This window comes from Pseudomonas sp. P1.31 (assembly GCF_001269815.1).
In the GTDB taxonomy this organism is placed as follows: domain Bacteria; phylum Pseudomonadota; class Gammaproteobacteria; order Pseudomonadales; family Pseudomonadaceae; genus Aquipseudomonas; species Aquipseudomonas rustica.
Genome location: NZ_LHVN01000033.1, coordinates 246,676 through 272,702 on the forward strand (window position 1 = coordinate 246,676; position 26,027 = coordinate 272,702).

At 59.4% G+C, this 26,027-nt stretch carries 32 protein-coding genes and 1 riboswitch; of the genes, 19 read left to right on the top strand and 13 right to left on the bottom strand.

Annotated elements, in window-relative coordinates; translation table 11 throughout:
* The first annotated feature begins 12 nt into the window (after positions 1-12).
* Positions 13-1,011: a class I SAM-dependent methyltransferase gene (locus AD669_RS22275; RefSeq protein ID WP_053123694.1), complete on the top strand. Its 999-nt coding sequence runs from the start codon at positions 13-15 to the stop codon at positions 1,009-1,011.
* 51 nt (positions 1,012-1,062) lie between these two features.
* A riboswitch (yybP-ykoY riboswitch) is annotated at positions 1,063-1,185 on the top strand.
* Positions 1,186-1,274: 89 nt separating this feature from the next.
* On the top strand, positions 1,275-1,859 hold the full coding sequence (locus tag AD669_RS22280) for a TMEM165/GDT1 family protein (protein ID WP_053123696.1): 585 nt from the start codon (positions 1,275-1,277) through the stop codon (positions 1,857-1,859).
* A 199-nt stretch (positions 1,860-2,058) separates the two neighbouring features.
* On the opposite strand, the gene AD669_RS22285 is transcribed toward AD669_RS22280, so the two are convergent.
* The 4 genes from AD669_RS22285 to AD669_RS22300 form a co-directional block, all read right to left on the bottom strand.
* Positions 2,059-2,877, bottom strand: a complete 819-nt coding sequence (locus AD669_RS22285) for a M48 family metallopeptidase (protein WP_053123698.1) — start codon at positions 2,875-2,877, stop codon at positions 2,059-2,061.
* Positions 2,878-3,184: 307 nt separating this feature from the next.
* Complete coding sequence (locus tag AD669_RS22290; protein ID WP_053123700.1) at positions 3,185-3,808, bottom strand: SOS response-associated peptidase; 624 nt, start codon at positions 3,806-3,808, stop codon at positions 3,185-3,187.
* Between the two features lie 35 nt (positions 3,809-3,843).
* A complete protein-coding gene (locus tag AD669_RS22295; protein WP_025109321.1) occupies positions 3,844-4,104 on the bottom strand; it encodes a putative signal transducing protein in 261 nt (86 codons plus the stop codon).
* A 9-nt stretch (positions 4,105-4,113) separates the two neighbouring features.
* Entirely contained in the window at positions 4,114-4,296 is a 183-nt protein-coding gene (locus AD669_RS22300) for a CPXCG motif-containing cysteine-rich protein (RefSeq protein ID WP_053123703.1), read from the bottom strand.
* A 142-nt stretch (positions 4,297-4,438) separates the two neighbouring features.
* Between AD669_RS22300 and AD669_RS22305 the strand changes: the two genes are divergently transcribed.
* Entirely contained in the window at positions 4,439-5,602 is a 1,164-nt protein-coding gene (locus AD669_RS22305) for a 1-acyl-sn-glycerol-3-phosphate acyltransferase (protein WP_172680153.1), read from the top strand.
* A gap of 90 nt (positions 5,603-5,692) precedes the next feature.
* On the opposite strand, the gene AD669_RS22310 is transcribed toward AD669_RS22305, so the two are convergent.
* Positions 5,693-5,971, bottom strand: coding sequence for a hypothetical protein (locus tag AD669_RS22310; protein WP_053123707.1), 279 nt, complete (start codon positions 5,969-5,971; stop codon positions 5,693-5,695).
* A 193-nt stretch (positions 5,972-6,164) separates the two neighbouring features.
* Between AD669_RS22310 and AD669_RS22315 the strand changes: the two genes are divergently transcribed.
* A complete protein-coding gene (locus AD669_RS22315) occupies positions 6,165-6,371 on the top strand; it encodes a hypothetical protein (RefSeq protein ID WP_027612213.1) in 207 nt (68 codons plus the stop codon).
* A gap of 159 nt (positions 6,372-6,530) precedes the next feature.
* Here the strand turns inward: AD669_RS22315 and AD669_RS22320 are convergent, their stop codons facing one another.
* Positions 6,531-7,115, bottom strand: coding sequence for a YajG family lipoprotein (locus AD669_RS22320; protein ID WP_008086137.1), 585 nt, complete (start codon positions 7,113-7,115; stop codon positions 6,531-6,533).
* A gap of 205 nt (positions 7,116-7,320) precedes the next feature.
* Between AD669_RS22320 and AD669_RS22325 the strand changes: the two genes are divergently transcribed.
* Entirely contained in the window at positions 7,321-7,554 is a 234-nt protein-coding gene (locus tag AD669_RS22325; RefSeq protein WP_053123709.1) for a hypothetical protein, read from the top strand.
* Between the two features lie 69 nt (positions 7,555-7,623).
* Here the strand turns inward: AD669_RS22325 and AD669_RS28495 are convergent, their stop codons facing one another.
* On the bottom strand, positions 7,624-7,860 hold the full coding sequence (locus tag AD669_RS28495; RefSeq protein ID WP_156316182.1) for a hypothetical protein: 237 nt from the start codon (positions 7,858-7,860) through the stop codon (positions 7,624-7,626).
* Between the two features lie 403 nt (positions 7,861-8,263).
* Between AD669_RS28495 and mqo the strand changes: the two genes are divergently transcribed.
* Positions 8,264-9,772 (top strand): malate dehydrogenase (quinone), encoded by a 1,509-nt coding sequence (gene mqo / locus AD669_RS22335; protein WP_053123713.1) that lies wholly within the window; start codon positions 8,264-8,266, stop codon positions 9,770-9,772.
* 151 nt (positions 9,773-9,923) lie between these two features.
* Here the strand turns inward: mqo and AD669_RS22340 are convergent, their stop codons facing one another.
* The 4 genes from AD669_RS22340 to AD669_RS22355 all read right to left on the bottom strand — a co-directional run bounded on the left by AD669_RS22340 (position 9,924) and on the right by AD669_RS22355 (position 11,905).
* Positions 9,924-10,211: a PA4642 family protein gene (locus AD669_RS22340; RefSeq protein ID WP_053123715.1), complete on the bottom strand. Its 288-nt coding sequence runs from the start codon at positions 10,209-10,211 to the stop codon at positions 9,924-9,926.
* 63 nt (positions 10,212-10,274) lie between these two features.
* Entirely contained in the window at positions 10,275-10,754 is a 480-nt protein-coding gene (locus AD669_RS22345; RefSeq protein WP_053123718.1) for a hypothetical protein, read from the bottom strand.
* A 116-nt stretch (positions 10,755-10,870) separates the two neighbouring features.
* Positions 10,871-11,344, bottom strand: coding sequence for a WbuC family cupin fold metalloprotein (locus AD669_RS22350; protein WP_053123720.1), 474 nt, complete (start codon positions 11,342-11,344; stop codon positions 10,871-10,873).
* Between the two features lie 3 nt (positions 11,345-11,347).
* Complete coding sequence (locus AD669_RS22355) at positions 11,348-11,905, bottom strand: hypoxanthine-guanine phosphoribosyltransferase (RefSeq protein ID WP_053123723.1); 558 nt, start codon at positions 11,903-11,905, stop codon at positions 11,348-11,350.
* Between the two features lie 162 nt (positions 11,906-12,067).
* On the opposite strand from AD669_RS22355, the gene upp reads away from it, so the two are divergent.
* Both upp and AD669_RS22365 read left to right on the top strand, forming a co-directional pair.
* On the top strand, positions 12,068-12,706 hold the full coding sequence (upp, locus tag AD669_RS22360) for a uracil phosphoribosyltransferase (protein WP_007912842.1): 639 nt from the start codon (positions 12,068-12,070) through the stop codon (positions 12,704-12,706).
* Between the two features lie 2 nt (positions 12,707-12,708).
* Positions 12,709-13,983 carry a uracil-xanthine permease family protein gene (locus AD669_RS22365; RefSeq protein ID WP_008086144.1) on the top strand — a complete coding sequence of 425 codons (1,275 nt, stop codon included), beginning with the start codon at positions 12,709-12,711 and terminating at the stop codon, positions 13,981-13,983.
* A gap of 150 nt (positions 13,984-14,133) precedes the next feature.
* Here AD669_RS22365 and hemH read toward each other — a convergent pair whose 3' ends face one another.
* Positions 14,134-15,159, bottom strand: a complete 1,026-nt coding sequence (hemH, locus tag AD669_RS22370) for a ferrochelatase (protein ID WP_053123725.1) — start codon at positions 15,157-15,159, stop codon at positions 14,134-14,136.
* 13 nt (positions 15,160-15,172) lie between these two features.
* Positions 15,173-16,075 carry a TIGR01777 family oxidoreductase gene (locus AD669_RS22375; protein WP_053123727.1) on the bottom strand — a complete coding sequence of 301 codons (903 nt, stop codon included), beginning with the start codon at positions 16,073-16,075 and terminating at the stop codon, positions 15,173-15,175.
* A 197-nt stretch (positions 16,076-16,272) separates the two neighbouring features.
* On the opposite strand from AD669_RS22375, the gene AD669_RS22380 reads away from it, so the two are divergent.
* From AD669_RS22380 to AD669_RS22430, 11 genes are all read left to right on the top strand, one after another.
* Complete coding sequence (locus tag AD669_RS22380) at positions 16,273-17,259, top strand: NAD(P)/FAD-dependent oxidoreductase (protein WP_053123729.1); 987 nt, start codon at positions 16,273-16,275, stop codon at positions 17,257-17,259.
* On the top strand, positions 17,256-17,474 hold the full coding sequence (locus AD669_RS22385; protein WP_053123731.1) for a TIGR02450 family Trp-rich protein: 219 nt from the start codon (positions 17,256-17,258) through the stop codon (positions 17,472-17,474). Before AD669_RS22380 ends, AD669_RS22385 begins: the two co-directional genes overlap by 4 nt.
* Before the next feature lie 179 nt (positions 17,475-17,653).
* Complete coding sequence (locus AD669_RS22390) at positions 17,654-18,616, top strand: DUF523 and DUF1722 domain-containing protein (RefSeq protein WP_053123733.1); 963 nt, start codon at positions 17,654-17,656, stop codon at positions 18,614-18,616.
* Positions 18,616-19,557 carry a MerR family transcriptional regulator gene (locus AD669_RS22395; RefSeq protein ID WP_053123735.1) on the top strand — a complete coding sequence of 314 codons (942 nt, stop codon included), beginning with the start codon at positions 18,616-18,618 and terminating at the stop codon, positions 19,555-19,557. The genes AD669_RS22390 and AD669_RS22395 overlap by 1 nt, the downstream gene beginning before the upstream one ends.
* A 16-nt stretch (positions 19,558-19,573) precedes the next feature.
* Positions 19,574-21,019 (top strand): deoxyribodipyrimidine photo-lyase, encoded by a 1,446-nt coding sequence (gene phrB / locus AD669_RS22400; RefSeq protein ID WP_053123737.1) that lies wholly within the window; start codon positions 19,574-19,576, stop codon positions 21,017-21,019.
* A complete protein-coding gene (locus AD669_RS22405) occupies positions 21,012-21,434 on the top strand; it encodes a nuclear transport factor 2 family protein (RefSeq protein WP_053123738.1) in 423 nt (140 codons plus the stop codon). The genes phrB and AD669_RS22405 overlap by 8 nt, the downstream gene beginning before the upstream one ends.
* The gene (locus AD669_RS22410; protein ID WP_053123740.1) at positions 21,431-22,213 is read left to right on the top strand and encodes an SDR family oxidoreductase; all 783 of its coding nucleotides are present in this window, start codon (positions 21,431-21,433) and stop codon (positions 22,211-22,213) included. The genes AD669_RS22405 and AD669_RS22410 overlap by 4 nt, the downstream gene beginning before the upstream one ends.
* Complete coding sequence (locus AD669_RS22415; RefSeq protein WP_053123742.1) at positions 22,210-23,457, top strand: NAD(P)/FAD-dependent oxidoreductase; 1,248 nt, start codon at positions 22,210-22,212, stop codon at positions 23,455-23,457. Before AD669_RS22410 ends, AD669_RS22415 begins: the two co-directional genes overlap by 4 nt.
* On the top strand, positions 23,454-24,269 hold the full coding sequence (locus tag AD669_RS22420; RefSeq protein WP_053123744.1) for a DUF1365 domain-containing protein: 816 nt from the start codon (positions 23,454-23,456) through the stop codon (positions 24,267-24,269). The genes AD669_RS22415 and AD669_RS22420 overlap by 4 nt, the downstream gene beginning before the upstream one ends.
* On the top strand, positions 24,256-25,521 hold the full coding sequence (locus AD669_RS22425) for a cyclopropane-fatty-acyl-phospholipid synthase family protein (RefSeq protein WP_053123746.1): 1,266 nt from the start codon (positions 24,256-24,258) through the stop codon (positions 25,519-25,521). The genes AD669_RS22420 and AD669_RS22425 overlap by 14 nt, the downstream gene beginning before the upstream one ends.
* Positions 25,514-26,005, top strand: a complete 492-nt coding sequence (locus AD669_RS22430; protein WP_053123749.1) for a DUF2878 domain-containing protein — start codon at positions 25,514-25,516, stop codon at positions 26,003-26,005. Before AD669_RS22425 ends, AD669_RS22430 begins: the two co-directional genes overlap by 8 nt.
* Positions 26,006-26,027 lie beyond the last annotated feature (22 nt).

Sequence of the window (26,027 nt, forward strand, 5' to 3'; positions counted from 1 at the left end):
TGAGGAGCAGTTATGGATCCGCGCAGTGAAGTACTGCTTCGTCAGCCCGAGTTGTTTCAAGGTTCGTTGTTGTTGGCCGGTTTGCCCGCCGATGATCTGCTCGGGCGCTTGCCCAACGCCTTCGGCTGGTGCTGGCATGCCGGCGATCAAGCGGCGCTGAACGCTCGCTTCGAAGGTCGCAGCCATTTCGGCGTGAATGTTCCGGAGCGTGAGTTTGATAGCGCTGTGGTGTTCTTGCCCAAGTCCAAGGATCTGACCGATTACATCCTCAACGCCGTGGCCTCGCGTCTGGCCGGTCGAGAAGTATTTCTGGTCGGGGAAAAACGCAGCGGCATCGAAGGTGCTTCGAAACAACTCAATCCGTTCGGCAAGCCGCGCAAACTCGACAGCGCGCGTCACTGCCAGCTCTGGCAAGTCACCGTGGCCAACGCGCCAGAAACGAAATCGCTGGAAAGCCTCGCGCAGACTTATGAATTGCCGCTGGCCGAAGGCCCGCTGAAAGTGATCAGCCTGCCGGGCGTGTTCAGCCACGGTCGTCTTGATCGCGGCAGCGCCCTGCTGCTGGAACATCTGGACAAATTGCCGAGTGGCCATCTGCTCGACTTCGGTTGTGGCGCGGGTGTGTTGGGCGCGGCGGTGAAGCGTCGCTATCCGCACAATCAGGTGACGCTGCTTGATGTCGACGCGTTTGCCGCTGCCAGCAGTCGTCTGACATTGGCCGCTAACGGTCTTGAGGCCGAGGTGCTGACAGGCGATGGCATCGATGCGGCGCCGATGGGTTTGAGCGCAATTTTGAGCAATCCGCCGTTCCATGTCGGCGTGCACACCGATTATTTCGCTACCGAAAACTTGCTGCGAAAAGCGGCCAAACATCTGAAAAACGGTGGCGAACTGCGCTTGGTTGCGAACAGCTTCCTCAAGTATCAGCCGCTGATCGAAGAGCATCTGGGCGTGTGCGCGATCAAGGCCGAAGGCAATGGCTTCCGGATTTACCGGGCCAAGCGCGGCTAGAACTTCTTTCAAAAAAGAGGCTTGCTCAATCGGATTTGCCTAGGCAGAATCCGCTCCGTCCTAGGGGAGTAGTCTCCCACGAGCGCCATGCTCGTCCGGCATACGTCAACATACTTGATCCTCAGATCATGGCGTATGCGACCCAAGCGTCCGCATCAGACGGATCGCAGGGTTTGACAAGACCTATGACACGCACACCTTACCCGGGGCGGGAAGGCTGTACGTGTCATAGCCGTGTCGACCCGCCCCTTAGGAAAATCCTGATGCTGGACTCGTTACTCGTTCCCACCGCAATCGTTGCCTTGGCCGAAATCGGCGACAAGACGCAACTGCTCGCGCTGATTCTCGCCGCTCGCTTCCGCAAACCCTGGCCGATCATTGCCGGTATTGTCGCCGCGACCCTGGCCAACCACGCAGCAGCCGGTGCGGTAGGCGCCTGGTTCGGCAGTTTCTTCTCGAATGCGACGCTGCACTGGATCCTCGCCGCGAGCTTCACGGCCACGGCGCTGTGGACGTTGGTGCCGGACAAAATGGACGACGATGAAAGCAGCACGGCACGCAAGTTCGGGCCGTTCCTGACCACGCTGATTGCGTTCTTCCTGGCTGAAATGGGTGACAAGACTCAGGTCGCGACGGTGATGCTCGCCGCGCAATACCCTGACTTGTGGCTGGTGATTATCGGGACGACGGCGGGCATGTTGATTGCCAACGTGCCGGTGGTATTGGCCGGTAACTTTGCCGCCGACAAATTGCCACTGACCCTGATCCGTCGCCTCGCGGCGTCGGCGTTCATGATTCTGGCAATTGTCGCGGTGTACAAAGCGATGCAGAGCAGTGGTTGGGTTTAACCCGATCTACTGAACTACCCAACACCTGTGGCGAGGGGATTTATCCCCGATGGGGCGCGAAGCGCCCCCAGACCTGCTGCCTCAGAGTGTCAGACATAACGCATTTGCAGGTTTTGGGGCTGCTTCGCAGCCCATCGGGGATAAATCCCCTCGCCACAACAGCCCTCCCAACCTGAAGAATCGTTGTGTCCTTCGACTCTTAGGATTTCGGGGCTTGTTCGTATAGCGGCATGACCTTTGGAATCGCTGCCTGCAACGAAGCAATCCGGCTAGCCGATGCCGGGTGAGTGCTCATGAATTCCGGTGGTGAACCTTCCGAGGCCTTGCTCATCTTGTCCCACAGGGTGATCGCGGCATTCGGGTTGTAACCGGCGCGGGCGGCCAGTTCCAGGCCAATCAGGTCGGCCTCGTTTTCGTTGGCGCGGCTGTTCGGCAGCGTCATGCCGTAGTTGGCCACGGTGTCGGCCAGCGCCAAGCTGTCTTGGCCCAGACCGAGCAACGCACCCGCGCCCTGCTTGGCCATTTCAATCCCGTACGCCTTGGACATCGCCTCACGGCCGTGCTCGCGCAAGGCGTGGGCAATTTCATGGCCCATGACCGCGGCGATTTCATCGTCGGTGAGTTTCAGGCTGTCGATCAGCCCGGTGTAGAAAATGATCTTGCCGCCGGGGCCACAGTTGGCGTTGAGCTCGTCACTCTTGATCAGATTGACTTCCCATTTCCATTGCGCAGCATCGGGGCGGAAGTTCGGCGCCTGAGCGATCAAACGGTCGGCGATCGCCTGAACGCGTTTGGCGTCGCTGCTGGTCTTGTCCAGCACTCCTTTGGTGGACGCTTCGCCGACGGTCTTCTGATACGACTGGGCATACATCTGGTCGACCTCTTGCGAGGACAGCATGCTGAACATGTACTGCTTGCGCTCCACACCCACGGCGCCGCCGCTGGTGGTGTTGACCGACTGACAACCGGCCAGCAACAACGCTGCGCTCAGTGCACTTACAACCAATGTCTTGTTCATTCAAAAGCTCCCTGAAAACCTGCCGGGTATCCTAGGCGGGTAATTGTATCGACGCCAGATACAACGGACGTGTTGCAGTGACTTTCAGACATGTCCCACAGTTCAAAAGCCCCTCACCCTAACCCTCTCCCGGAGGGAGAGGGGACTGATTGGGGGATATTCAAGAAGTTCGCCGACCTGAACGATCTGCTTTGAATCCATAATCGACTCGATTTCTCAGGTCGATGTATGAAGCAAGACACCTCGATCAGTCCCCTCTCCCTCTGGGAGAGGGTTAGGGTGAGGGGCTCTTGATAGACCAGACAACTCAACCCGGCGTCAAACACTCCGGTCCATTGAGCTTCGGATCATTGATCAGATTCGCCAACACCCGCTCCCGCAACACCGCCGGCTCACTGGCCAGCAACGCCTGCAACACATGCAACGGCGTCTCGGGATCCAGCCACGCCGCCTGCCCCGCCTCATCCAGAATCAACGGCCGGCGCTGACTCGACGCCGACTGCGTAATCACCGCCGTACTCAACCAGACCTGTTCCTGCACCGGATACGCTTCCCAGATTGCCGCGAAAAACAGCGAGGCGCCCTCCCCCGGCGTCAGCCAGTACGGACGCTTGCGCTGGGTGCCACGCCATTCGTAAAAACCATTCGCCGGCAGCAGGCAGCGACGCTGACGCAGCGCCTCACGGAACATCGGCTGTTCGGCCACGGTTTCCGCGCGGGCATGCGCCGGTGTTTTCGACAGATCGGTCAGCCACGGCGGCGTCAGCCCCCAGCGGGCGCGGGCCAGCGTGCGTTCGCCGGCGTCACCGGCACGCAGCATCAACACCGAATCGTTGGGGGAAATGTTCCACTGCGCCTGTTGATCGGCGGGAAAACCTGGCAGGGCCGCAAAATCGCGGTTCCAGCGAAACAGGGCATAACGTCCACACATGGGGCAACAAGACTCTAAATAAAACGATCGTCAGCCTAACAGACCAGCGTCCCGGGGAAGCTCTCCGGTTCGTCGCCGGGCAGCGGCAGCGCGGCATTGTACGCGGTGATCAGCTCGCGGGCGTATTCGGCCTGGTCGTTGTCGACCGACAGCCCGAGCAAGCCGAAGATCGGCAGCTCACCGGTGCCGCCGAGCAAATCGCGGCCAACCAGGTGCGCCTCAATGCCTTCGCTGGCGAGCATGCCCTTGAGCATTTCGCCTTCCATCAGGTTTTCCGGCTCGTAGATTCGCTGCATGGGCGCGCCTCACTCGTTTTCGCTGAAGACTTCCAGAAACCAATCCTCTCCGTGTACCTGCAAGACGAACGTGATCGGCCGGCAACACACCTGACAGTCCTCAATGTAGGTCTGATCACCGCCGGACAGATCCACCGTCGTTTCAACTTGCTCACCACAATACGGACATTCGTACAGTGCGCTCTCCAGCATCGCGGTCTCCCAAGTGACTTGTGCGTATAATCGCCGGTCTATTTGCAGGGCTATTTTTGTCTGGCTGACTTTTCAGACCGTGCCCCGTTGGTTTTCGATCAAAACCTTTACTTACCCTAGCCGTTTCTAACAAGAGAGCATGATGGGCGAATTCGATGCCATCCGACCTTACGACGACAGCGAAGTACCTGTGGTACTGGCAAGACTGCTCGGCGACAAGGCGTTTCTAGATATCCTCACCCACTTCCGCTTCCCGCGTTTTGCCGGTGCTTTCGGCTGGATGCTCAAACCACTTATAGCCCATCGGCTGCGTCGTGAGTTCGCCGACGTGACCTCGGTGGCGACGTTGCAGGACAAGGTCGAGTCCTACGTCGACCACACCATCGAGCGCGCCACCGACGGCGTGACCTACACCGGTGTCGAGCAATTCAAGTCCGGCAGCGCTTATCTGTTCATCGCCAACCACCGTGACATCGTGATGGATCCGGCGTTCGTCAACTACGCCGTGTACCACGCCGGCCTGCCGACGCCGCGCATCGCCATCGGTGACAACCTGCTGCAAAAGCCGTTTGTCAGCGATCTGATGCGCTTGAACAAGAGCTTTATCGTTCACCGTTCGATCACCGGTCGTCGCGAGAAAATGGCTGCGTATCAGCTGTTGTCGGCGTACATCAACCACTCGATCCGCAACGATTGCGCGTCGATCTGGATCGCGCAGGCTGAAGGTCGGGCGAAGGATGGCGATGATCGCACCGAGTCGGCGATCCTCAAGATGTTCCACATGAGCCGCAAGGACGAGCCGTTCGGCGAAGTCATTCGCTCACTGAACGTCACCCCGGTGTCGATCAGTTACGAATACGACCCGTGCGACCAGGCCAAGGCCCGCGAGCTGTACATCCGCGCCACCACCGGCACCTACGCGAAAGCGCCGGGCGAGGATGACGTGAGCATTGCCAAGGGCATCACCGGCTACAAGGGCCGCGTGCACGTGAACTTTGCTGCGCCGATCACCGAGCTGTTCGAAGACACCAAGCAATTGGCGGTCGAGATGGACAAGCAGATTCTCGGCGGCTACCGGTTATTCCCGGTGCATTACTTGGCGTACGCGCAGTGGGCTGATGCGGATCCGCAGTTGAATGTGCCGAAGGCTGCCGAGGTGTTTGCGGCGGATGAACTGGCCAAGGCGCAGGAAGAATGGCAGAGCCGACTGGATGCTTGCCCTGCAGAGCATCGTCCGTATCTGGTGCTGCAATATGCGACGCCGGTGCGTAACCAATACCGCGTTAAGGCCGGGTTGCCGCTTTAAATTTTCAGAGCAAGATCAAAAGATCGCAGCCTTCGGCAGCTCCTACAGTGGATTCATGTAGGAGTTGCCGAAGGCTGCGATCTTTTGCTTTTAGTAACGCGTGCTGATCCACGAGACGATCAGTGCCAGCCCCAGGCAAGCAAAACCAAATCGATAGAAAAACCGGTTCATGCGCAAGGTCGCCCAATCAAGAATGGGCTCGGCATTCGGCTGCGCGTTGCGCTGGGCGGCGATGCTGGCCATCGCGCGCTGTTCGCGGCGGCGCGTTGCGTGCAGTAGCCAACTGCCGGGGAACGCCAACAGCAGCGCCAGCAGGTTGATCAATTTGGCGGGATGGGCGGTAAACAGCGTCATCAAGTGCAGCGACATCACAGACCTCTATCTAAACCGGTGTGGCAGGCGCCAGACCGACGACCGCGGCGCGGATTCTAACCAAACCTTGGCCCCCTGCCCCAGCCTTTACGACAAATAACGTAACAATCGACCGATGGCTGTCCTGTGTCACGGCATCGTCATCTGGATAACCCAAGATGCGCGCCTCGAAACCGACAGGGAACGCGTCATGTTGCACGCCGAAAACCAGGATCGCCTCTACCTCATCACCCCGACCGACGAACAGCAAAGCCTCGTTGGCAGCCTTGCCTTCAATGTTCAGGATCGCCATTGGCTGGTGTATTGCGCGCTGGGCGGGCATCAGCATGCGGATTTGCCGGAGACGGATTTGTTGACGGGGGTGAGCGTGCTCGACTTCTACTCGCAGGCTGCCTGAATAAAACTCCCCGTGTAGAGCTGCCGAAGGCTGCGATCTTTTGATCTTAAAACCAACATCAAAAGATCGCAGCCTTCGGCAGCTCCTACAGGGAATCGATCTGAATGAAAAAGCCCGGGGTCATCACTGGCCCCGGGCTTTTTCACATCCGCTGAAAGCTTACTCAGCGAGCACCTGACCCACGGTCGGATCCTTGAACAGACGCGTCAGCGCATCGCTCAACACGTCGCTGACCAGTTTGGTGTTGGTTTCCTGGTTCGGCGCCATGCCGAAACGCTGATCCAGCGACGCGCCGTAACGGCCGCTGTAACGGCGGTTGGCGTTCTGCACGTCGGAGCGGAAGGTCGCGCCGATGGTCGCTTCCGTCACGTACATGCCTTCTTTCGGCGACTGGTATTTCAGCTCGGCCAGGGTGACGGTCAGCTGAGGCGCATTCGGCGCGTTGTTGGTCGGGGTGAAGCCCAACAGACGCACGGCGGCTTCAGCCTGAGCCTGCAGCTTCGGCAGGATCTGCTCGCGCTGCACGGTGATGGCGCTGGTTTCCGGGTACAGGCCGCCACGGGTGCCGAGGGTTGGCGACGGACGACCGTCAACCACACGCACGACAACGGGTTGACCACGGCCGACCGCAGGCAACTGCGTGGTCAGCTTCGGCTCCGGATTCAGTTGTTGCGGGCTGTGGGCGCAGCCGGCCAGGGTCAAACCGGCCACAGTGATCAAACCGAACAACAGGCGTTGCAACATGCTCTTCTCTCCAGAATCAGGCACAAACAGGCCGGCAGTATAGCGGTGGGCCACTGCGGGTCACCAGCGTCACACGTTGAATACTGAAATGTCTGACACAGCCGTGGCAGGCCGGTTCCTGTCACGCCGCTGTCATCTGCCGTACATGTTGACGTCACGCCCTGCTGGCAACCTTCAAACAAGTCCTCCAGCAAGGTAATCGGCCATGCGTTATTTGATCTCGTTGTTTGCGCCACGCCCGTTGCACCGCAGCTTTGCCCTGCTCGACCGCAACGGCCATTGTCAGGCATTCAAGCAGTGCAGCCTGCAACCGATGGGTGACGGTTGGGTGGAAATCGAAGAAATTCGTCTCAACTGGTTGCACCACCCATTGCCCGCCAGCGCCCGCGTCATAGCGCCGCAGCCTCGTGCACGCGCTCAGGCGATGTTGAGCATCTGACCGGATGCCTAATAAAAGTCATTAAACACGACCAACTCCCCGCATTTCTTCGATACAATCTCCCCCCGATTATAAGGACGTCTCCTGATCGGGCCCCGCAACAGCGTCAATGCGCATCGCATCGACATCAAAATCGCCCACAGAGAGCCGCCCACACAGATCGAGTGAAGTTGGCGCGCTTGCCTGTTCTTCCGGCAAAAACCCCGCTTTTCGCGAATCTGCAGAGCTGTCATGACGCTCGGCCGCCGCGTTGTTTTTGCCCTCGGGCAAGGTGCCAAGCCAAGACAGCCCTTTTTTGAGGTTCACGTCTTCAAAAGAGCGTGAAAAAAACGGGTTTTCACAACTTCACAAGAGTGTGGCGAGCAAATGAATAGTTTTGCGTCTGAACATGCACCATTAGCGTCTGGAACAGCCCAACGACACAGGACCGGGTATACCTCGAATATCGGAGCCTGAAGCCTGTCCGCTACGGATTTGGTTGCACAAAAACGGATGTCTCGACCATAAGTCGAATTGCCAGCTGCGTGCTGAAATGAGTTCATGGAGCTCTTGAAAGCCAGGCCGCATGCATCCGTCGAAGTTGCGAAAAATTGCGAAGATTCGGACATGGCGAACCTGACCACGGATAGCCTGGACACAATTGATCTGTCCCGGAACGCCTGGCAGCCATGCCGACAATTTGGTGCTGCAGATTTTGGAGACGCGTTAAATGGCGCATAACGAAGCAGTCGACGTAGTACTGGTTGGGGCCGGCATCATGAGTGCCACCCTCGCCGTACTGCTCAAAGAGCTCGACCCCGCGATCAAGCTGGAAGTCGTCGAGCTGATGGATTCCGGTGCTGCGGAGAGTTCCAACCCGTGGAACAACGCCGGTACCGGTCACGCTGGTCTTTGCGAGCTGAATTACACGCCGCAGGCCGCCGATGGCACCGTCGACATCAAGAAAGCCGTGCACATCAACACCCAGTTCGAGGTGTCGAAGCAGTTCTGGTCGTACCTGACCAAGAAAGGCACCTTCGGCTCGTGCAAATCGTTCATCAGCCCGGTACCGCACCTGAGCTTCGTGCAGGGTGATTCCGGCGTGTCGTTCCTCAAAGAACGCTTTGACGTGCTGCACAAGCACCACGCCTTCGCCGACATGGAATACACCGAAGACAAGGCCAAAATGGCCGAGTGGATGCCGCTGATGATGCCGGGCCGCTCGCCGGACGAAGTCCTCGCTGCCACCCGCGTGATGAACGGCACCGACGTCAACTTCGGCGCGCTGACCAATCAGTTGCTCAAGCACCTGACCAGCGCTCCCGACACTCAGGTCAAATACTGCAAGCGCGTGACTGGTCTCAAGCGTAACGGCAGCGGCTGGACCGTCAGCATCAAAGACGTCAACAACGGCAACACCCGTGAAGTCGATGCCAAATTCGTCTTCCTCGGTGCAGGTGGCGCGGCGTTGCCGTTGTTGCAGGCTTCGGGCATCGAAGAAAGCAAAGGCTTCGGCGGCTTCCCGATCAGCGGCCAGTGGCTGCGTTGCGACAACCCGGAAGTGGTCAAACAGCACCAGGCCAAGGTTTACAGCCAGGCCGCTGTGGGTTCGCCACCGATGTCGGTGCCGCACCTGGACACCCGCGTGGTCGACGGCAAGAAATCCCTGCTGTTCGGGCCATACGCCGGTTTCACCACCAAGTTCCTCAAGCACGGCTCCTTCATGGACCTGCCGCTGTCGGTTCGCGCCGGCAACATCGGGCCGATGCTGGCCGTGGCGAAAAACAACATGGATCTGACCAAGTACCTGGTCAGCGAAGTGATGCAATCGATGGAACAGCGTCTGGATTCCCTGCGCCGTTTCTACCCGGAAGCGAAAGCCGAAGACTGGCGTCTGGAAGTGGCTGGCCAACGGGTGCAGATCATCAAGAAAGACCCGAAAAAGGGCGGCATCCTGCAATTCGGTACCGAACTGGTGTCGGCCAAGGACGGTTCGCTGGCCGCGCTGCTCGGTGCTTCGCCAGGCGCTTCGGTGACCGTTTCGATCATGCTGGAACTGATCGAGAAGTGCTTCCCGAATCAGGCCAAGGGTGAGTGGGCGGCGAAACTGGCCGAGATCTTCCCGGCCCGTGAAAAGGTGCTGGAAACCGATGCTGCGCTGTATCGCAAGATCAACACGCAGAACAACATCGCGCTGGAACTGGTTGAAGAAAGCAGCGAGACACCAAGCTACGCTTGATCTTGCGGCATAAAAAACGCCCCGATCGGGGCGTTTTTTTATGGCCTTGAAAAGCAAAAGATCGTCCGATCGCGGCCCGAGCCTTCGGCAGCTCCTACACAGTCACCATAAATCCCATGTAGGAGCTGCCGCAGGCTGCGATCTTTTGACCTTAACCGCGGGACTTTTCGATCAGTTCGATGTAGTCCGGGGCATTACGCTGATCGGCGATCAGCTCAACAAAGGTCTTGCCCTGCTCGTCCTTGCCATCAACGTCATAACCGGCCTCAACGAAGAAACCCAGGAAGCGTTCGAAGTCGTCGATACGCAAGCCACGGTAGGCCTTGATCAGTTTGTGCAGCGACGGCGAAGTGGCGTCGACCGGTTCAAAATCGAGGAACAGCTTGATCTGCTCATCGCCGATCTCGTCACCAATCACTTGTTTCTTATCTTTACGCATTGCCGACTCCAGCTCGCAGACATTACACGGGGCGGGCAGTTTACCCCTGCCCTGCCGCCGGGCTCAACGCGAACGCGTACTGCCGGTGTGCAAATCGGCCCAGATATGGCCGTTGGCGTAACTGAGGAACTGCACATACACGGTGTCATTGCGCAGCAGATCAATGATCACGCGGTACTGGGCCAGCGGATAAAACAACGTCAGGGTTTTGCTTTTGTCGTCGTAAATCGGCTTTTTCAGGCTTTTGCTTTCGCCGTCAAAATTCACCAGCACCTGCGTGATCGTCGCCCCCTTGTTCAGGGATTTGCCCTTGAGGCGGATCAGCAGCGGTGACGTGACCGGAATCGGTTGTTGATTGGATTGACGTTGCGCGCCCACCACCACGGAATAATCGGTGACCTGCATGAGTTGCTGTTGCTCGGGCTCGGCATCGCGCACGGTCAGATCGTCCGGCGGCAGGAATTGACTGTGCATCGGCGCGGCGGACAGAGGCAGGCTGAAGATCAGAAAAAGCGCGGCGAGGCTGCGGATCAAGAGGCTCATGACAGGCTCCGGAGGGCGGGGCCGAGCACTCTAGCATGGGCGTTGCGCAGGCTCACAAAGCAAAAAAGGCACCGACCGCGCTTGCACACCGTCGATGCCTTTCAGTCAACGCTCGGTCAGTCGAACTGCGCGCGCATCCATGCGTGATACTCGGCAACTCCGGGCTCGCCTTCGCGTGGTGCCCAATCTGCGAGCTCACCGGCCCCCACCGGACGGTAAGGCCCAGCCTTGCATTCGAACATCAGGCTGTCAGCTTCCAGCACCACCAGTCCGTGCCACACACCTGTGGGCAGATCCACACCGAGGCACTCACCGCCAGGCTGCAACACCTGCTTTTTCACCACGTTGCCGCTCTCGTCAAAGATCAGCAGACCCAGACGCCCCTTGAGCACAATCAGGGTTTCAGCTTTGTTCTCACCCAAATGGCGGTGCGGCTGAACATAGGTGTCGGGTTGCAGCCCCACGGCCATGCGGTGACAGGCATCTTCCATCTGATGGAAGTTATGGTGCTGGCGGCCGCGAGGATTGGCCGCGGCTTTCTCGGCTAATTCAGCGAACAGCGTTTGATCAAGAAAGCCCGGCGTACTCATTGATTACATCCCTTTAACGGCAAAAATCCCGTTGGCGTTGCGCCAGTAGCCTTTGTAGTCCATGCCGTAACCGAAGATATAACGGTCGATGCACGGCAGGCCGACGAAATCGGCTTTCAGGTCAGGACGCGCCTTGCGGTCGTGATCCTTGTCGATCAGCACAGCGGTGTGCACTTTGCGCGCGCCGGCGTGTTTGCAGAAGTCGATGATCGCGCCGAGGGTGTGACCTTCGTCGAGGATGTCGTCGATGATCAGCACGTCGCGGTCGATGAACGAGACTTCCGGCTTGGCTTTCCAGAACAGGTCGCCGCCGCTGGTCTCGTTGCGATAACGGGTTGCGTGCAGGTAGGAGGCTTCAAGCGGGAATTGCAGATGCGTCAGCAGTTTGCCGGAAAAGATCAGGCCGCCGTTCATCACGCAGAACACCACAGGGTTGCTGTCAGCCAGTTGTTCGTTGATTTGTGCACCGACACGGGCGATGGCCGCCTCGACTTCAGCTTCGGTGTACAGGCAGTCAGCCTCTCGCATGACTTGACGGATATGCTCGAGATCAGCGGACATGGCGCTCTCCAGGGGGTTCGATTTCGGAAAAGCGGGCAAAGGTACGCATCCCGCGAGGTCGAATCAAGCATTTGTGGACTAACGTACTGTATGTCCTATAGGACATCACCCTCGGATAGATTAATCTAGGCCGGTTTTTTTGCCCGCCGCCGGAGTTTTTCCATGCCCATCCTCGAGATCCGCCATCCGCTGATCCGTCATAAACTCGGCCTGATGCGCCGCGCCGATATCAGCACCAAGAACTTCCGTGAGCTTGCTCAGGAAGTCGGCGCCCTGTTGACCTATGAAGCTACAAAAGATTTGCCGCTGGAGTCCTACGATATTGCAGGCTGGTGCGGCACCGTGTCGGTCGAGAAGATCGCCGGCAAGAAGATCACCGTCGTGCCGATCCTGCGCGCCGGCATCGGCATGCTTGAAGGCGTGTTGAGCCTGATCCCGGGTGCCAAGGTTTCCGCCGTGGGTGTAGCCCGCAACGAAGAAACCCTGCAAGCGCACACCTATCTGGAAAAACTGGTTCCGGAAATCGACGAACGGTTGGCGATGATCATCGACCCGATGCTCGCCACTGGCAGCTCGATGGTTGCGACCATCGACCTGCTGAAAAAGGCTGGCTGCAAAGACATCCGCGCGATGGTGCTGGTTGCCGCGCCGGAAGGCATTGCTGCCGTCGAGAAGGCTCACCCGGACGTGACCATCTACACCGCGTCCATCGATGAGCGTTTGAACGAACACGGTTACATCATCCCTGGGCTTGGCGACGCCGGTGACAAGATCTTCGGCACCAAGCAGAAGGACGCGTAACCATGCAGCAAGAGTTCAACGATCCGCTCTGGCGCACGGTGCTGTCCGGCGCCCAGATGCTGTTCGTGGCTTTCGGCGCTTTGGTGCTGATGCCGCTGATCACGGGCCTCGACCCGAACGTGGCACTGTTTACCGCGGGTCTGGGGACGATCCTGTTCCAGATCGTCACCGGGCGTCAGGTGCCGGTGTTTCTGGCGTCGAGCTTCGCTTTCATCACTCCGATCATTCTCGCCAAGGGCCAGTTCGGCCTCGCCGCGACCATGGGCGGCGTGATGGCGGCCGGTTTCGTCTACACCTTCCTGGGCCTGGCCGTGAAGATCAAAGGCACCGGCTTCATTGACCGTTTGCTGCCGCCGGTAGTGATTGGCCCGGTGATCATCTCCATCGGCCTGGCCATGGCGCCGATTGCCGCGAACATGGCGATGGGCAAGGCTGGCGACGGTTCCGAACTGATTCACTACCAGACCGCGATGCTGATCTCGATGCCTGCGCTGCTGACCACGTTGATCGTGGCGGTGTTCGGTAAAGGCATCTTCCGCCTGGTGCCGATCATTTCCGGTGTGCTGGTCGGTTTTGCCATGTCGTTCTATTTCGGCGTGGTAGACACCGCGAAGATTGCCGCCGCGCCATGGTTTGCGATTCCGCACTTCACCGCGCCGGAGTTCAACTGGCAGGCGATTCTGTTCATCGTTCCGGTGGCCTTGGCCCCGGCCATCGAACACATCGGCGGCGTGATTGCTGTGGGTAGCGTGACCGGTCGCGACTATCTGAAGAAGCCGGGCCTGCATCGCACCTTGCTAGGTGACGGCATTGCCACCACCGCCGCCGGTCTGTTTGGCGGTCCGCCGAATACCACCTACGCCGAAGTGACTGGCGCGGTGATGCTGACCAAGAACTACAACCCGAAAATCATGACCTGGGCGGCGGTTTTCGCCATCACCCTGGCGTTCATCGGCAAGTTCGGCGCGCTGCTGCAAAGCATTCCGGTGCCGGTGATGGGCGGGATTCTGTGCCTGCTGTTCGGTTCGATCGCGGCGGTGGGCATGAACACCCTGATCCGTCACAAGATCGATTTGGGCGAAGCACGCAATCTGGTGATTGTCTCGGTGACGTTGGTGTTCGGGATTGGCGGTGTGCTGGTCGGTACTGGCACTGGCCCGGACGACTTCGGCCTCAAAGGCATCGCGCTGTGCGCGGTGGTGGCGATTGCGCTGAACCTGATCCTGCCGGGCAATGACGGCTGGAAGAACAAGAAGGCGGATGAGCCGCTGATCTAAACTTTTAGATCTGATCGTTCCCACGCTCTGCGTGGGAATGTCTCTAGGGACGCTCCGCGTCCAGTGACGCGGAGCGTCACGGGCTGCATTCCCACGCGGAGCGTGGGAACGATCATGTGGGAGCGGGCTTGCTCGCGAAGCTTTTGGCTTTTAAAGGGCCAGCGGTGCTCGTTCGCAGAGGGTCGCCAACGCCTTCGCCCATTGCGGGTCGTCGTTCAGGCACGGCACCAGCACCAACTCCTCGCCCCCTGCTTCGCGGAACTGTTCCTTGCCGCGATCGCCAATCTCTTCCAGCGTTTCGATGCAGTCGGCGACAAACGCCGGGCACATCACCAGCAACTTCTTCACGCCGCTTTTACCCAATTCATCCAGCCGCGCTTCGGTGTACGGCTCGATCCACTTTGCCTTGCCCAACCGCGACTGAAACGACACCGACCACTTGCCGTCCGCCAATCCCATGCGCTCGGCGAACAGCGCGGCGGTGCGCAGGCATTGCGCGCGATAACAGGTGGCCAATACCGCCGGCGAAGCGTTCTTGCAGCAGTCTTCGTTCTTGAAACAATGACTGCCCGTCGGGTCGAGCTTGGTCAGGTGCCGCTCCGGCAAGCCATGAAAGCTCAGCAGCAAGTGATCGTAATGCTGCAGCAGATGCGGCTTGGCACTTTCAACCAGCGCGTCGAGGTATTCCGGCTGATCGTAGAACGGTTGCAGCACCGACAATTGCACATTCAACTTCTTCTCACGAATCACCCGTTTGGCTTCTTCGATCACGGTGGTTGTGGTGCTGTCCGCGAACTGCGGATACAGCGGCGCCAGCGTGATGCGCCTGTGCCCAGCAGCAACCAGCTTCAGCAAGCAGGTTGCAATCGACGGCTCGCCGTAGCGCATCGCCAGTTCGACCGGCCCTTGCGTCCACTGCTCCTTCATCTGCTGTTGCAGGCGTTGGCTGAGCACTACCAGCGGCGAGCCCTCCTCCCACCAGATCGACGCGTAGGCATGGGCTGACTGCTCCGGGCGTTTGATCAGGATCAGCGACACCAGCAACCGCCGCAGCGGCCATGGCAGGTCGATCACGTACGGATCCATCAAAAACTGATTGAGGTAACTGCGCACATCGGCCACCGAAGTGGAGGCCGGGGAGCCCAGGTTGACCAGAAGCAAGGCGTGATCGGTCATGCAACGTCCTATTTCAGAGGCGGCTGGAGAGATCATCCAAAGCCGCGCGTAATTCCGTGAACTGGAAAGTGAAACCCGCTTCCAGCAAGCGTGCCGGCGTAGCCTTTTGGCCGCCGAGCAACAACAAAGACATCTCGCCGAGACCGACCTTCAGTGCCAGGGTCGGCATCGGCATAAACGCCGGGCGGTGCAATACGCTGCCCAGGGTTTTGGCAAATTCGCGATTGCGCACAGGTTGCGGCGCGCACGCATTATAAGGACCACTGGCCTGCTCGCGGTGCAGAAGAAAATCAATCAGGGCGATTTGATCATCGATATGAATCCACGGCATCCATTGCCGACCGTTGCCCAAAGGCCCGCCCAGCCCAAGCTTGAACGGAAACAGCAGCCGCGACAAAAAGCCGCCCTCGGCCGACAGCACCAGACCGGTTCGCACCAGCACCACGCGAATACCCAGCGCTTCAGCACGTTGCGCGGTTTCTTCCCAGGCGATGCACAGCTGACTGGCGAAGTCGTCGATCACCGGCGGCGATTCTTCCGTCAGCTCACGTTCGCCGCCATCGCCGTACCAGCCGATCGCCGAGCCGGAAATCAACAGCGCCGGTTTCTGCGCGCGGGTTTCGAGCCACGCCAGCAAGGTTTCCGTCAGCGTGATGCGACTGCTCCACAGCAACGCCTTGCGCCGATGCGTCCACGGCCGATCGGCAATCGGCGCGCCAGCGAGGTTGATGATCGCGTCTAACGGCTCATCACCCACGTCTTCGAGACGAGCGATGCCGCGCACCTGTGCGCCGCAAATTTTCGCGACTTTTTCCGGCGTGCGGCTCCATACCGTCAGACGATGACCCTGCGCGGACCAGTGTCGGCAGAGTTGTCGGCCGATCAAACCAGTACCGCCGGTCAGCAATATGTGCATGACATCTTCCTCGCGTGGCGTTTAACCCGGATCACTAGTCTATTTTTAAAAGCAGGGATCTTTTCTATCGGGCAGGCTCTATTGTTTAACCATAGGCCAAGCTGTCAGAACGAGAACGCTAGAAGTTATACCAGAAAACAAAATTGTACAGGTTTCAATCACGGCGTAGTCTGTACAGAAAGGTAAACGAGGCCCCTATGACTGTACCTATCGCAATCATCGGCACCGGCATCGCCGGGCTCTCCGCCGCCCAGGCTCTGACAGAGACCGGGCATACCGTGCAACTGTTCGATAAAAGCCGCGGCAGCGGTGGGCGCATGTCGAGCAAACGCAGCGACGCCGGTTCGCTGGACATGGGCGCGCAATATTTCACCGCCCGCGACCGGCGCTTCGTCACCGAAGTACAGCGTTGGCAAAGCCAGGGCTGGGTCGCCGAGTGGACGCCGCAGCTCTACACCTATCAGGGCGGGCAACTGAACCTGTCGCCGGACGAGCAGACACGCTGGGTCGGCGCGCCGCGCATGAGCGCCATCACCCGTGGTTTGCTCGACGGTCTGGAGGTGCATTTCGCCTGCCGCATCACCGAAGTTTTTCGCGGTGAAGAGCACTGGCATTTGCAGGACGCCGAAGGCTTCACCCACGGCCCCTTCAGCCATGTAGTGATCGCCACGCCGGCGCCGCAAGCCACCGCATTATTGGCCGCGGCACCGAAACTCGCCGGCGCCGCTGCGGGGGTGAAGATGGATCCGACGTGGGCCGTTGCCCTCGCCTTCGACACGCCTTTGGATACGCCAATTGAAGGCTGCTTCGTGCAGGACAGCCCACTCGACTGGCTGGCGCGCAACCGCAGTAAACCGGGGCGCGACAACACCCTCGACACCTGGGTGCTGCACGCGACCAGCGCATGGAGTCGGCAACACATCGACCTGTCCAAGGAAGCGGTGATCGAGCATCTGCACGGTGCGTTCGCTGAATTGCTGCACAGCGCGATGCCGGCGCCGAGCTTCAGCCTCGCCCATCGTTGGCTCTATGCACGCCCGGCAACGGGGCATGAATGGGGTACGTTGGCGGATGCCGATCTGGGCTTGTATGCCTGCGGCGACTGGTGCCTGTCGGGGCGTGTGGAGGGTGCATGGTTGAGTGGTCAGGAGGCTGCGCGCCGCTTGCACGAACACCTGCAATGAACCGCATCAACCCGCGCAAGTTGCTGCTGTCGAAATGGACAGCAGCCCACCCGCAGAATCGCGAAAAGCATTTTCTGGTGACCGAATTGTTCCGCGATGAGGAAGGCACGGTGCTGGAAGTTGAATTGCAGGCCGTGCTGACCAAACGCGCCGAACGCCTCGATTGGCAGACGCTCCAAAACAGCACTGACTGGAAAATCGGTTGGCTCATGTAGGAGCTGCCGAAGGCTGCGATCTGTTGATCTTGCTTTTAAAAACAACATCAAAAGATCGCAGCCTTCGGCAGTTCCTATAGAAAGTTATACAAACAATTTGACTTGTACACCTTTGAATCTATGCTAACCCAATGTTGTACAGAGATTGCACTCTGTACAGGTTTAGATTCGAGGTGCCTATGCTTGCCCTGCCCGCCGCCAAACCGAAGATCGCCATCAGTGCCTGCCTGTTGGGTGCCGAGGTGCGCTACAACGGTGGCCACAAGGAATCGCGCCTGTGCAGCCGCACCCTCACTGAATATTTCGAATTCGCCCCGGTTTGCCCGGAAGTCGCTATCGGCCTCGGCATTCCGCGCGAGCCGATTCGCCTCGTCGGTGATCCCGAACATCCGCAAGCCATCGGCACAGTCAATCCGGCGATCAACGTCACCCAGCCACTGGCCGAATACGGCGAGAAAATGGCCGCTGAACTCGATGACATCTGCGGCTACATATTTATGCAGCAATCGCCGTCCTGCGGGCTGGAGCGGGTCAAGGTTTATCACGCCAACGGCGCTCCGGTGAATGGCGGCGGACGCGGCATTTACGCCCAAGCCTTCTGCGCGCAACACCCGGATTTGCCCGTGGAAGAAGCCGGGCGTCTCAACGACCCGGTGCTGCGGGAAAACTTCATCACCCGTGTATTCGCCTACAGCGCTTGGCAGCAAGTGCTAGCCGATGGCCTGAGCCGTCGCGCCCTCACCGAGTTTCACTCGCGCTACAAATACCTGCTGATGGCCCACAACCCGCTGCAATACAAAGCGTTGGGCAAACTGCTGGGCAACATGGCGCACACCGATCCCGCCGAACTCGGCCCGCGCTACTTCAGCGAACTGATGGCCGCGCTGAAAAAATGCGCCACGCGTGGCACGCACTGCAACGTGCTGCTGCACATCAGCGGTTACCTGAAACAGGTGATCAGCGCCGAAGACAAACAAGAAATGGTTCATGTCATCGATCAATACCGCCTCGGCATCGTGCCGCTGGTGGTGCCGTTGACGCTGCTCAAGCATCACTTTCGCCAACACCCCGATCCGTACATCGCGCAACAGGTTTACCTGCAACCGCACCCGGAAAACCTCAGCCTGCGAAACGCCATCTGATGAACGACAAACTCGACTCCAGCGCCCAGGAAGACCTCGGCGCCGATTTCAAGAAAGCCCTTGATGAAGGCTGGTTGCCGATCCGCGAAGTCGCGCGGCAAACCGGCGTCAACGCGATCACCTTGCGCGCGTGGGAACGTCGCTACGGGCTGATCGTGCCGCAACGCACACCCAAGGGCCATCGACTGTATTCGGCTGAACATGTGCAACGAATTCTGGCGATCCTGACCTGGCTGAACCGTGGCGTTGCAGTCAGCCAGGTCAAGCCGCTCCTAGACACTCCGCAAGCCTTCAGCGAACCGGTGGAAAACGATTGGCAACGCCTGCGTCAAACGTTGCTCGCCGCCGTCACCCAGCTCAACGAACGCAACCTCGACGACAGCGTCAACCAAGCGATGGCGCTGTACCCGCCGCGCACCTTGTGTGAGCAGTTGTTGATGCCGCTGCTGGCTGAGCTCGAACAACGCTGGCAGGGCCAATTCGGTGCGCAGATGGAGCGCACGTTCTTTTTTTCCTGGCTGCGCAGCAAATTCGGTGCGCGCATCTACCATAACAATCGTCAGTTGCACGCCGCACCGCTGCTGTTGATCAACCACTCCGACCTGCCACTGGAACCGCATCTGTGGCTATGCGCGTGGCTGATCTCCAGCGCCGATTGCCCGGTGCAAGTGTTTGACTGGCCGTTACCGGCCGGCGAACTGGCGCTGGCCGTCGAACACCTGCAAGCCCGTGGCGTGCTGCTCTATTCGAGCAAGGCCATGAACCTTGCCCACCTGCCCAAGCTACTGAACGGAGTCAGTTGCCCAAAAATGATTGTCGGACCAACGGTATGCATCCACCACGCCGAGTTGTCCGTAAGAACTTCCGAGATCGCTGATGTGTACCTGGCTGAAGATGCGCTGTCAGCGCACCAGGCACTCGTTCAGCGTGGACTGATTTAATGATGGGTTTAATGTCATGCAATTGATCTGGCTGCGCAGCGACTTGCGCCAACACGACAACACCGCCCTCGCGGCCGCCGCAGCCCGCGGCCCGACCGTGGCCGTGTACCTGTTGAGCCCGCAGCAGTGGCTGGAGCACGACGATGCCGCCTGCAAGGTCGACTTCTGGTTACGCAATCTCAAAGAACTGAGCAACAGCCTCGGCGAGCTGAACATCCCCTTGTTGATCCGCACTGCCAATCATTGGGATCAGGCTCCAGCGGAGCTGCTTAAGCTGTGCCGCGAACTGAAGGTCGAAGCGGTTCACGTCAACGAAGAATACGGTGTCCACGAAAGCCGTCGCGATGCCGCCGTGGCGGAAACCCTGCAGGCCGAAGGCATCGAGTTTCACAGCTACCTCGATCAACTGCTGTTCAAACCCGGCACCGTGCTGACCAAAACCGACAGCTATTTCAAGGTGTTCAGCCAGTTCAGAAAGGTCTGCTACGAACGCCTGCACCGCTCCATGCCGGCGCTGGTCAAGGCGCCCGGCAAACAGGCAACACTCAAGGTCGACAGCGACCCGATTCCTGACTCGGTCAAAGGCTTCGCCACCCCAAGCGAATCCCTGCAAGCCCTGTGGCCGGCCGGTGAAGAAGAAGCGCGCCGCCGCCTCGACACCTTCACCGACGCGCAGATCGAATACTACAAAAGTGAACGCGACTTCCCGGCCAAACCCGGCACCAGTCAGCTCTCGGCGTACCTCGCCGCTGGCGTGATCTCACCGCGCCAATGCCTGCACGCCGCGTTGCAAAGCAATCAGGGCGAATTCGAAAGCGGCAACGTCGGCGCTGTCACCTGGATCAACGAACTGCTCTGGCGCGAGTTCTACAAACACATTCTGGTCGGCTACCCACGGGTTTCCCGTCACCGTGCTTTCCGCCCGGAAACCGAGGCCTTGGCCTGGCGTGATGCGCCGGAGGAACTCAAGGCTTGGCAAGAAGCGCGCACCGGCCTGCCGATCATCGACGCGGCGATGCGCCAATTGCTCGAAACCGGCTGGATGCACAACCGTCTGCGCATGGTCGTGGCGATGTTCCTGACCAAAAACCTGTTGATCGATTGGCGTGAAGGCGAGCGCTTTTTCATGCGTCATCTGATCGACGGCGATCTGGCGGCGAACAACGGTGGCTGGCAATGGAGCTCCTCGACCGGCACCGATTCCGCGCCGTACTTCCGCATTTTCAATCCGTTGAGCCAGTCGGAAAAATTCGACAACGAAGGCCTGTTCATCAAGCACTGGCTGCCGGAACTCGCCGGGCTGAACAAAAAGGAAATCCACAACCCGGCCAACCTTGGCGGGCTGTTTGGCGTCGCCGATTATCCGTCGCCAATCGTCAATCTCAGCGCCTCCCGTGAGCGCGCACTGGCCGCGTTCAAGAGCCTGCCATCGCGCACGGCAATGGAGGGCAGTGATGAGTGAATTCCTGCGCCGCTTCGCCCAACAATTTTGCGAGTTGAACAAAGACAACCTGCACCGGCTGGGCGAGCTGTACAGCGATGACATTCATTTCACCGACCCGTTGCACGAAGTGCAGGGGCTCAAGCAACTGCACGATTATTTCAGCGAGCTGTACGCCAACGTCAGTGAGCTGCGGTTTGATTTTCATGGCTTCGATCAGATCAGCGACGGCGAAGGCTATCTGCGCTGGGTCATGAGTTACCGCCATCCGCGCCTGGCGAGTGGTCAGGTGATTCGCGTCAGCGGCTGCTCGCATCTGCTCTGGCGCGACAAGGTTTATCGCCACCGGGATTACTTCGATGCCGGGGCGCTGTTGTATGAACATTTACCCGTATTGGGCCGGGTCATCGCCTGGCTAAAAAGGAGAATGGGATGAGTCGTACACCTCCACGGCGCTATTGGTTGACCGGCGCCAGCAGTGGCATCGGCGCGGCGCTCGCCGAAGAAATTCTGAAAAGCGGCGCGCACCTGGCGGTCAGCTCGCGCTCGGTCGCGGCACTGAAAGTCTTGTCGCAACGCTATCCGGGCCAGGTTTTAGTGGTGCCGGGGGATTTGACCAACAGTCAGACCGTGCGCGAAATCGGTGAGCAGATCGCTGAAGTCTGGGGCTCGCTGGATTCGGTGATTCTCAACGCCGGCACCTGTGAATATGTCGACGCCAAGCAGTTCGATGCGTCGATCATCGAGCACGTGGTGCGCACCAATCTGCTCGCCAGCAGCTATTGCATCGAAGCCGCCCTGCCGCTGTTGCGCAAAGGCACCGCGCCGCATCTGATCGGCGTCGCCAGTTCGGTGACCTACCTGCCGCTGCCTCGGGCCGAAGCCTATGGCGCGTCGAAGGCCGGGCTGCGTTATCTGTTTGAATCGCTGCGTATTGATCTGGCGGATGAAGGCATCGAAGTCACCATCGTCAGCCCCGGTTTCGTCGAAACGCCGCTGACCGCGAAGAACGATTTCCCGATGCCGCTCAGTTGGCCTGTGGATAAAGCCGCGCGGCACATCTTCGCCAAGCTCAAGGATCGGCCACTGGAAATCGCCTTTCCGGCGCTGTTCATGGCGGCGCTGTGGCCGCTGTCGAAATTGCCGGCCAGCCTGCAACTGGCAATCGGCAAACGCATGGTGCGTAAATCGCCACCGCTGCGAGATCCAGCATGAAAATCGCCATCGTCGGCAGCGGGATCGCCGGGCTCACCTGCGCCCACCTGCTCAATCGCCGACATGACGTGCACGTGTTCGAGGCCAGCGACTGGGTTGGTGGCCACACGCACACGGTCGAAGTGACGGTCGACGGCCAGCAGTACGCGGTGGACACCGGTTTTATCGTGTTCAACGACTGGACGTACCCGAATTTCATCCGCTTGCTCGGCCAGCTCGGCGTGCCGTTCAAAGCCACCGAAATGAGTTTTTCGGTGAGCGACCCGGACACCGGTCTGGAGTACAACGGCAACAACCTCAACAGCCTGTTCGCCCAGCGCAGCAATCTGTTGTCGCCGGGGTTCTGGGGCATGTTGCGCGACATTCTGCGCTTCAATAAAGAAGCCCAGCGCGACCTCTCCGAGCTGCGCATTTCCAGCGACATGACCCTCGACGATTACCTGAAAGCAGGCAACTACGGCGAGCGTTTTATCCTGCATTACATCGTGCCGATGGGCGCGGCGATCTGGTCGATGCCGATGGCCGAGATGCTCAATTTTCCGCTGCAATTTTTTGTGCGTTTCTTCAAGAACCATGGACTGTTGTCGGTGAGCAATCGTCCGCAATGGCGGGTGATCGAGGGCGGTTCCAGCGCTTACATTGCGCCGCTGACCGCCGCGTTCAAAGACAAGATCCGCCTCAATTGCCCGGTAACGCGGGTTGAGCGCGATGAGCACGGCGTAGTTATCCACAGTGCGGAGGGCAGCGAGCAGTTCGACAAAGTGGTGTTTGCCTGCCACAGCGATCAGGCCCTGCAATTGCTCGCCGAGCCGAGCGATGCCGAACGCGAGATCCTCGGCGCCCTGCCCTACGCCGACAACGAAGTGGTGCTGCACACCGACACGCGATTGTTGCCGACACGCAAATTGGCTTGGGCCAGCTGGAACTATCGGCTTAGCGGCGCCGGCCACACTCACGCCGCCGTCACTTACGACATGAACATTCTGCAAGGCATTCAGAGCGACACCACGTTCTGCGTCAGCCTCAACCAGAGCGCCGGCATCAGCCCGTTCAAAGTGCTCGCCAGATACACCTACGCTCATCCGCAATACAGCCTCGCGGCGGTAGCGGCGCAAAATCGCTGGGCGGAACTGGATGGCGCGCAACACACGCATTTTTGCGGCGCTTACTGGGCCAATGGTTTCCATGAAGACGGCGTGGTCAGCGCGTTGCGCGTGGCTTCGGCGTTCGGGGAAACCTTATGAACAGCGCCCTTTACAGCGGCTGGATCGGCCATCGGCGCTTCTCGCCGCGCAAGCATCAATTCCGCTACAAGATCGGTTTGCTCTATCTCGATCTCAGCGAGCAGGACGCCGTGCTCGCGCTATCGCCGCTGGCAGGTCGCAGCCGATTTGCACCGTTCTCCTTTCGCGAGACCGACTACCTCAAATCCTTCACCAGTCGCGGAGTGCGTTTGATTGATGCCGTGCGCCAACAGGTCGGCGCCGCCATCGGTCACGAACCGCAAGGCGCGATCTGTCTGCTGACCCAGGCGCGCAGCTGGGGTTTGTCGTTCAATCCGGTGAGTTTCTTTTATTGCCACGAAGCCGACGGGCAACTGGCTGCGATTGTCTGCGAAGTCACCAACACGCCGTGGCGCGAGCGTTATCACTATGTGTTGCCGGCCCGTGCGCCGAGCAATCTGCAGGATTTCCACCAGCATTTTGCCGTGGCCAAGGCCTTTCACGTTTCGCCGTTTCTGCCGCGCGACCTCGAATACCGCATGAGCTTCAGCCCCGCCGCGAAAAATCTCGGCGTGCACATGGCCGACTGGCAGGGCGAGGAAAAACTGTTCGACGCGACGCTCAATCTGCAACGCGAAGCCCTCGACCGTCGCAGCCTGCATCGCTACCTGAAACGCTTTCCGTGGATGACCGCAAAAACCGCGTTGGCCATTTACTGGCAAGCGCTGCGGCTGTTGCTTAAACGCGTACCGATCTTTGCTCATCAGGCTGCTGACGGCAGCTTTCAAACCGCCACTGTGCCTCCCAAGGAGCACCGCCATGAAATCCTCTAGCCTGTCGGTCAGTCGGCTCAGCACCAACGGTTTGACCGGTTCGTTGCTGCGCCGTGGCGTATTGCGCCAATTGGGTCAGCTCAAACACGGGCAATTGCTGGTGGTCGAGGATGGCGAACGCTTGATGTTTGGCACGCCGGGCAGTGCCTTGCTCGGGGAAATCCACGTGCTGGATTCGGCCCTGTGGGGCATGGTTGCCAGTAATGGCTCGATCGGTGCGGGCGAGGCGTTTATCCACGGTTACTGGAGTTCGCCGGATCTGACGGCGGTGGTGCGCGTGTTCGTCAGCAACCTTGAAGTGCTCGATGCGATGGAGGGCGGACTGGCCCGCATCAGTCGGCCGTTGGTGCAAGGTCTGCACTGGCTCAATCGCAATACACGCAAGGGTTCGCAGAAGAACATCGCGGCGCATTACGACCTCGGCAACGATCTGTTCGAACAGTTTCTCGACCCGACCATGATGTATTCGGCGGCGCAGTTTCTTACCCCGGAAGACACGCTGGAGCAGGCGCAACTGAACAAACTGGAGCGCATCTGCCAGAAGCTCGCGCTCAAGCCCAGCGACCATTTGCTCGAGATTGGCACCGGTTGGGGCAGCATGGCGCTTTATGCCGCACAGAATTACGGTTGCCGCGTGACCACCACGACGCTGTCGAAAGAGCAGTACGCCTTCACCGCCCAGCGCATCGAACAACTCGGTTTGCAGGATCAAGTGACGCTGCTGCTGGAGGACTACCGCGACCTCACCGGCGAGTACGACAAACTGGTGTCGATCGAGATGATCGAAGCGGTCGGCCATCGCTTCCTGCCGACCTATTTCAAACAGTGCGCGCACTTGCTCAAGAGCAACGGTTTGATGCTGATCCAGGCGATCACCATTCGCGAGCAACGCTACGAACAGGCCAAACGCGGCGTCGATTTCATTCAGCGCTACATCTTCCCCGGCGGCGCCCTGCCCTGTGTGCAGAAGATGCTCGAAGTGGTCAGCCGCGACACCGACATGAACCTGCTGCACATGGAAGATTTCGGCCTGCATTACGCCAAGACCCTGCGCCTGTGGCACGAGAACTTCCGCCGTGCCCATGGTCGTTTGACCGAGTTGGGTTACGACGATTATTTCCTGCGGCTGTGGGAGTTTTACCTGTGCTACTGCGAAGGTGGTTTCCTCGAACGCACCATCGGCACCGCGCAATTGCTGCTGGCCAAACCCGCGGCGATGACTGCGCCATTGCTTGGCCGCTTCGATGCTTGAGCGAGTTGCCAATACCGTGTTGTTCCAGATTGGCTGGCTGGCCTGCGTAATTGGCGGCAACAGTTTGTGGTTGTTGCTGGCGTTGGCAGTGCTGGTGATTCATCTGCGCTGGATCAGCAGTTGGGCGGCTGAAGGGCGTTTGATTTTGAGTGTAGTAATTGTCGGCACGGCGGTGGACAGCGTTTTGCGCGGCGTCGGCGTGTTTGAATTTCAGGATCAATCGCCGCTGATTCCGCTGTGGCTGATGCTGCTGTGGGCGTTGCTTGCGACCACGTTGCGGCACTGTCTGCAATGGAGTGGTCGGCCCTGGTGGCTGGCGAGTGGATTGGGCGCGGTGGGTGGCGCGTTGTCGTATTACGGCGGTGGACGACTGGCCGGTGTGCAATTTCCCTACGGCGAATTACCGACACTGATTGGCATCGGCCTGCTCTGGGCACTGTTGTTTCCGCTTTTGCACACCATGGCGCGGCGGTTGGCGGGCTGAGCGTCTGTCAGACCATTCACAC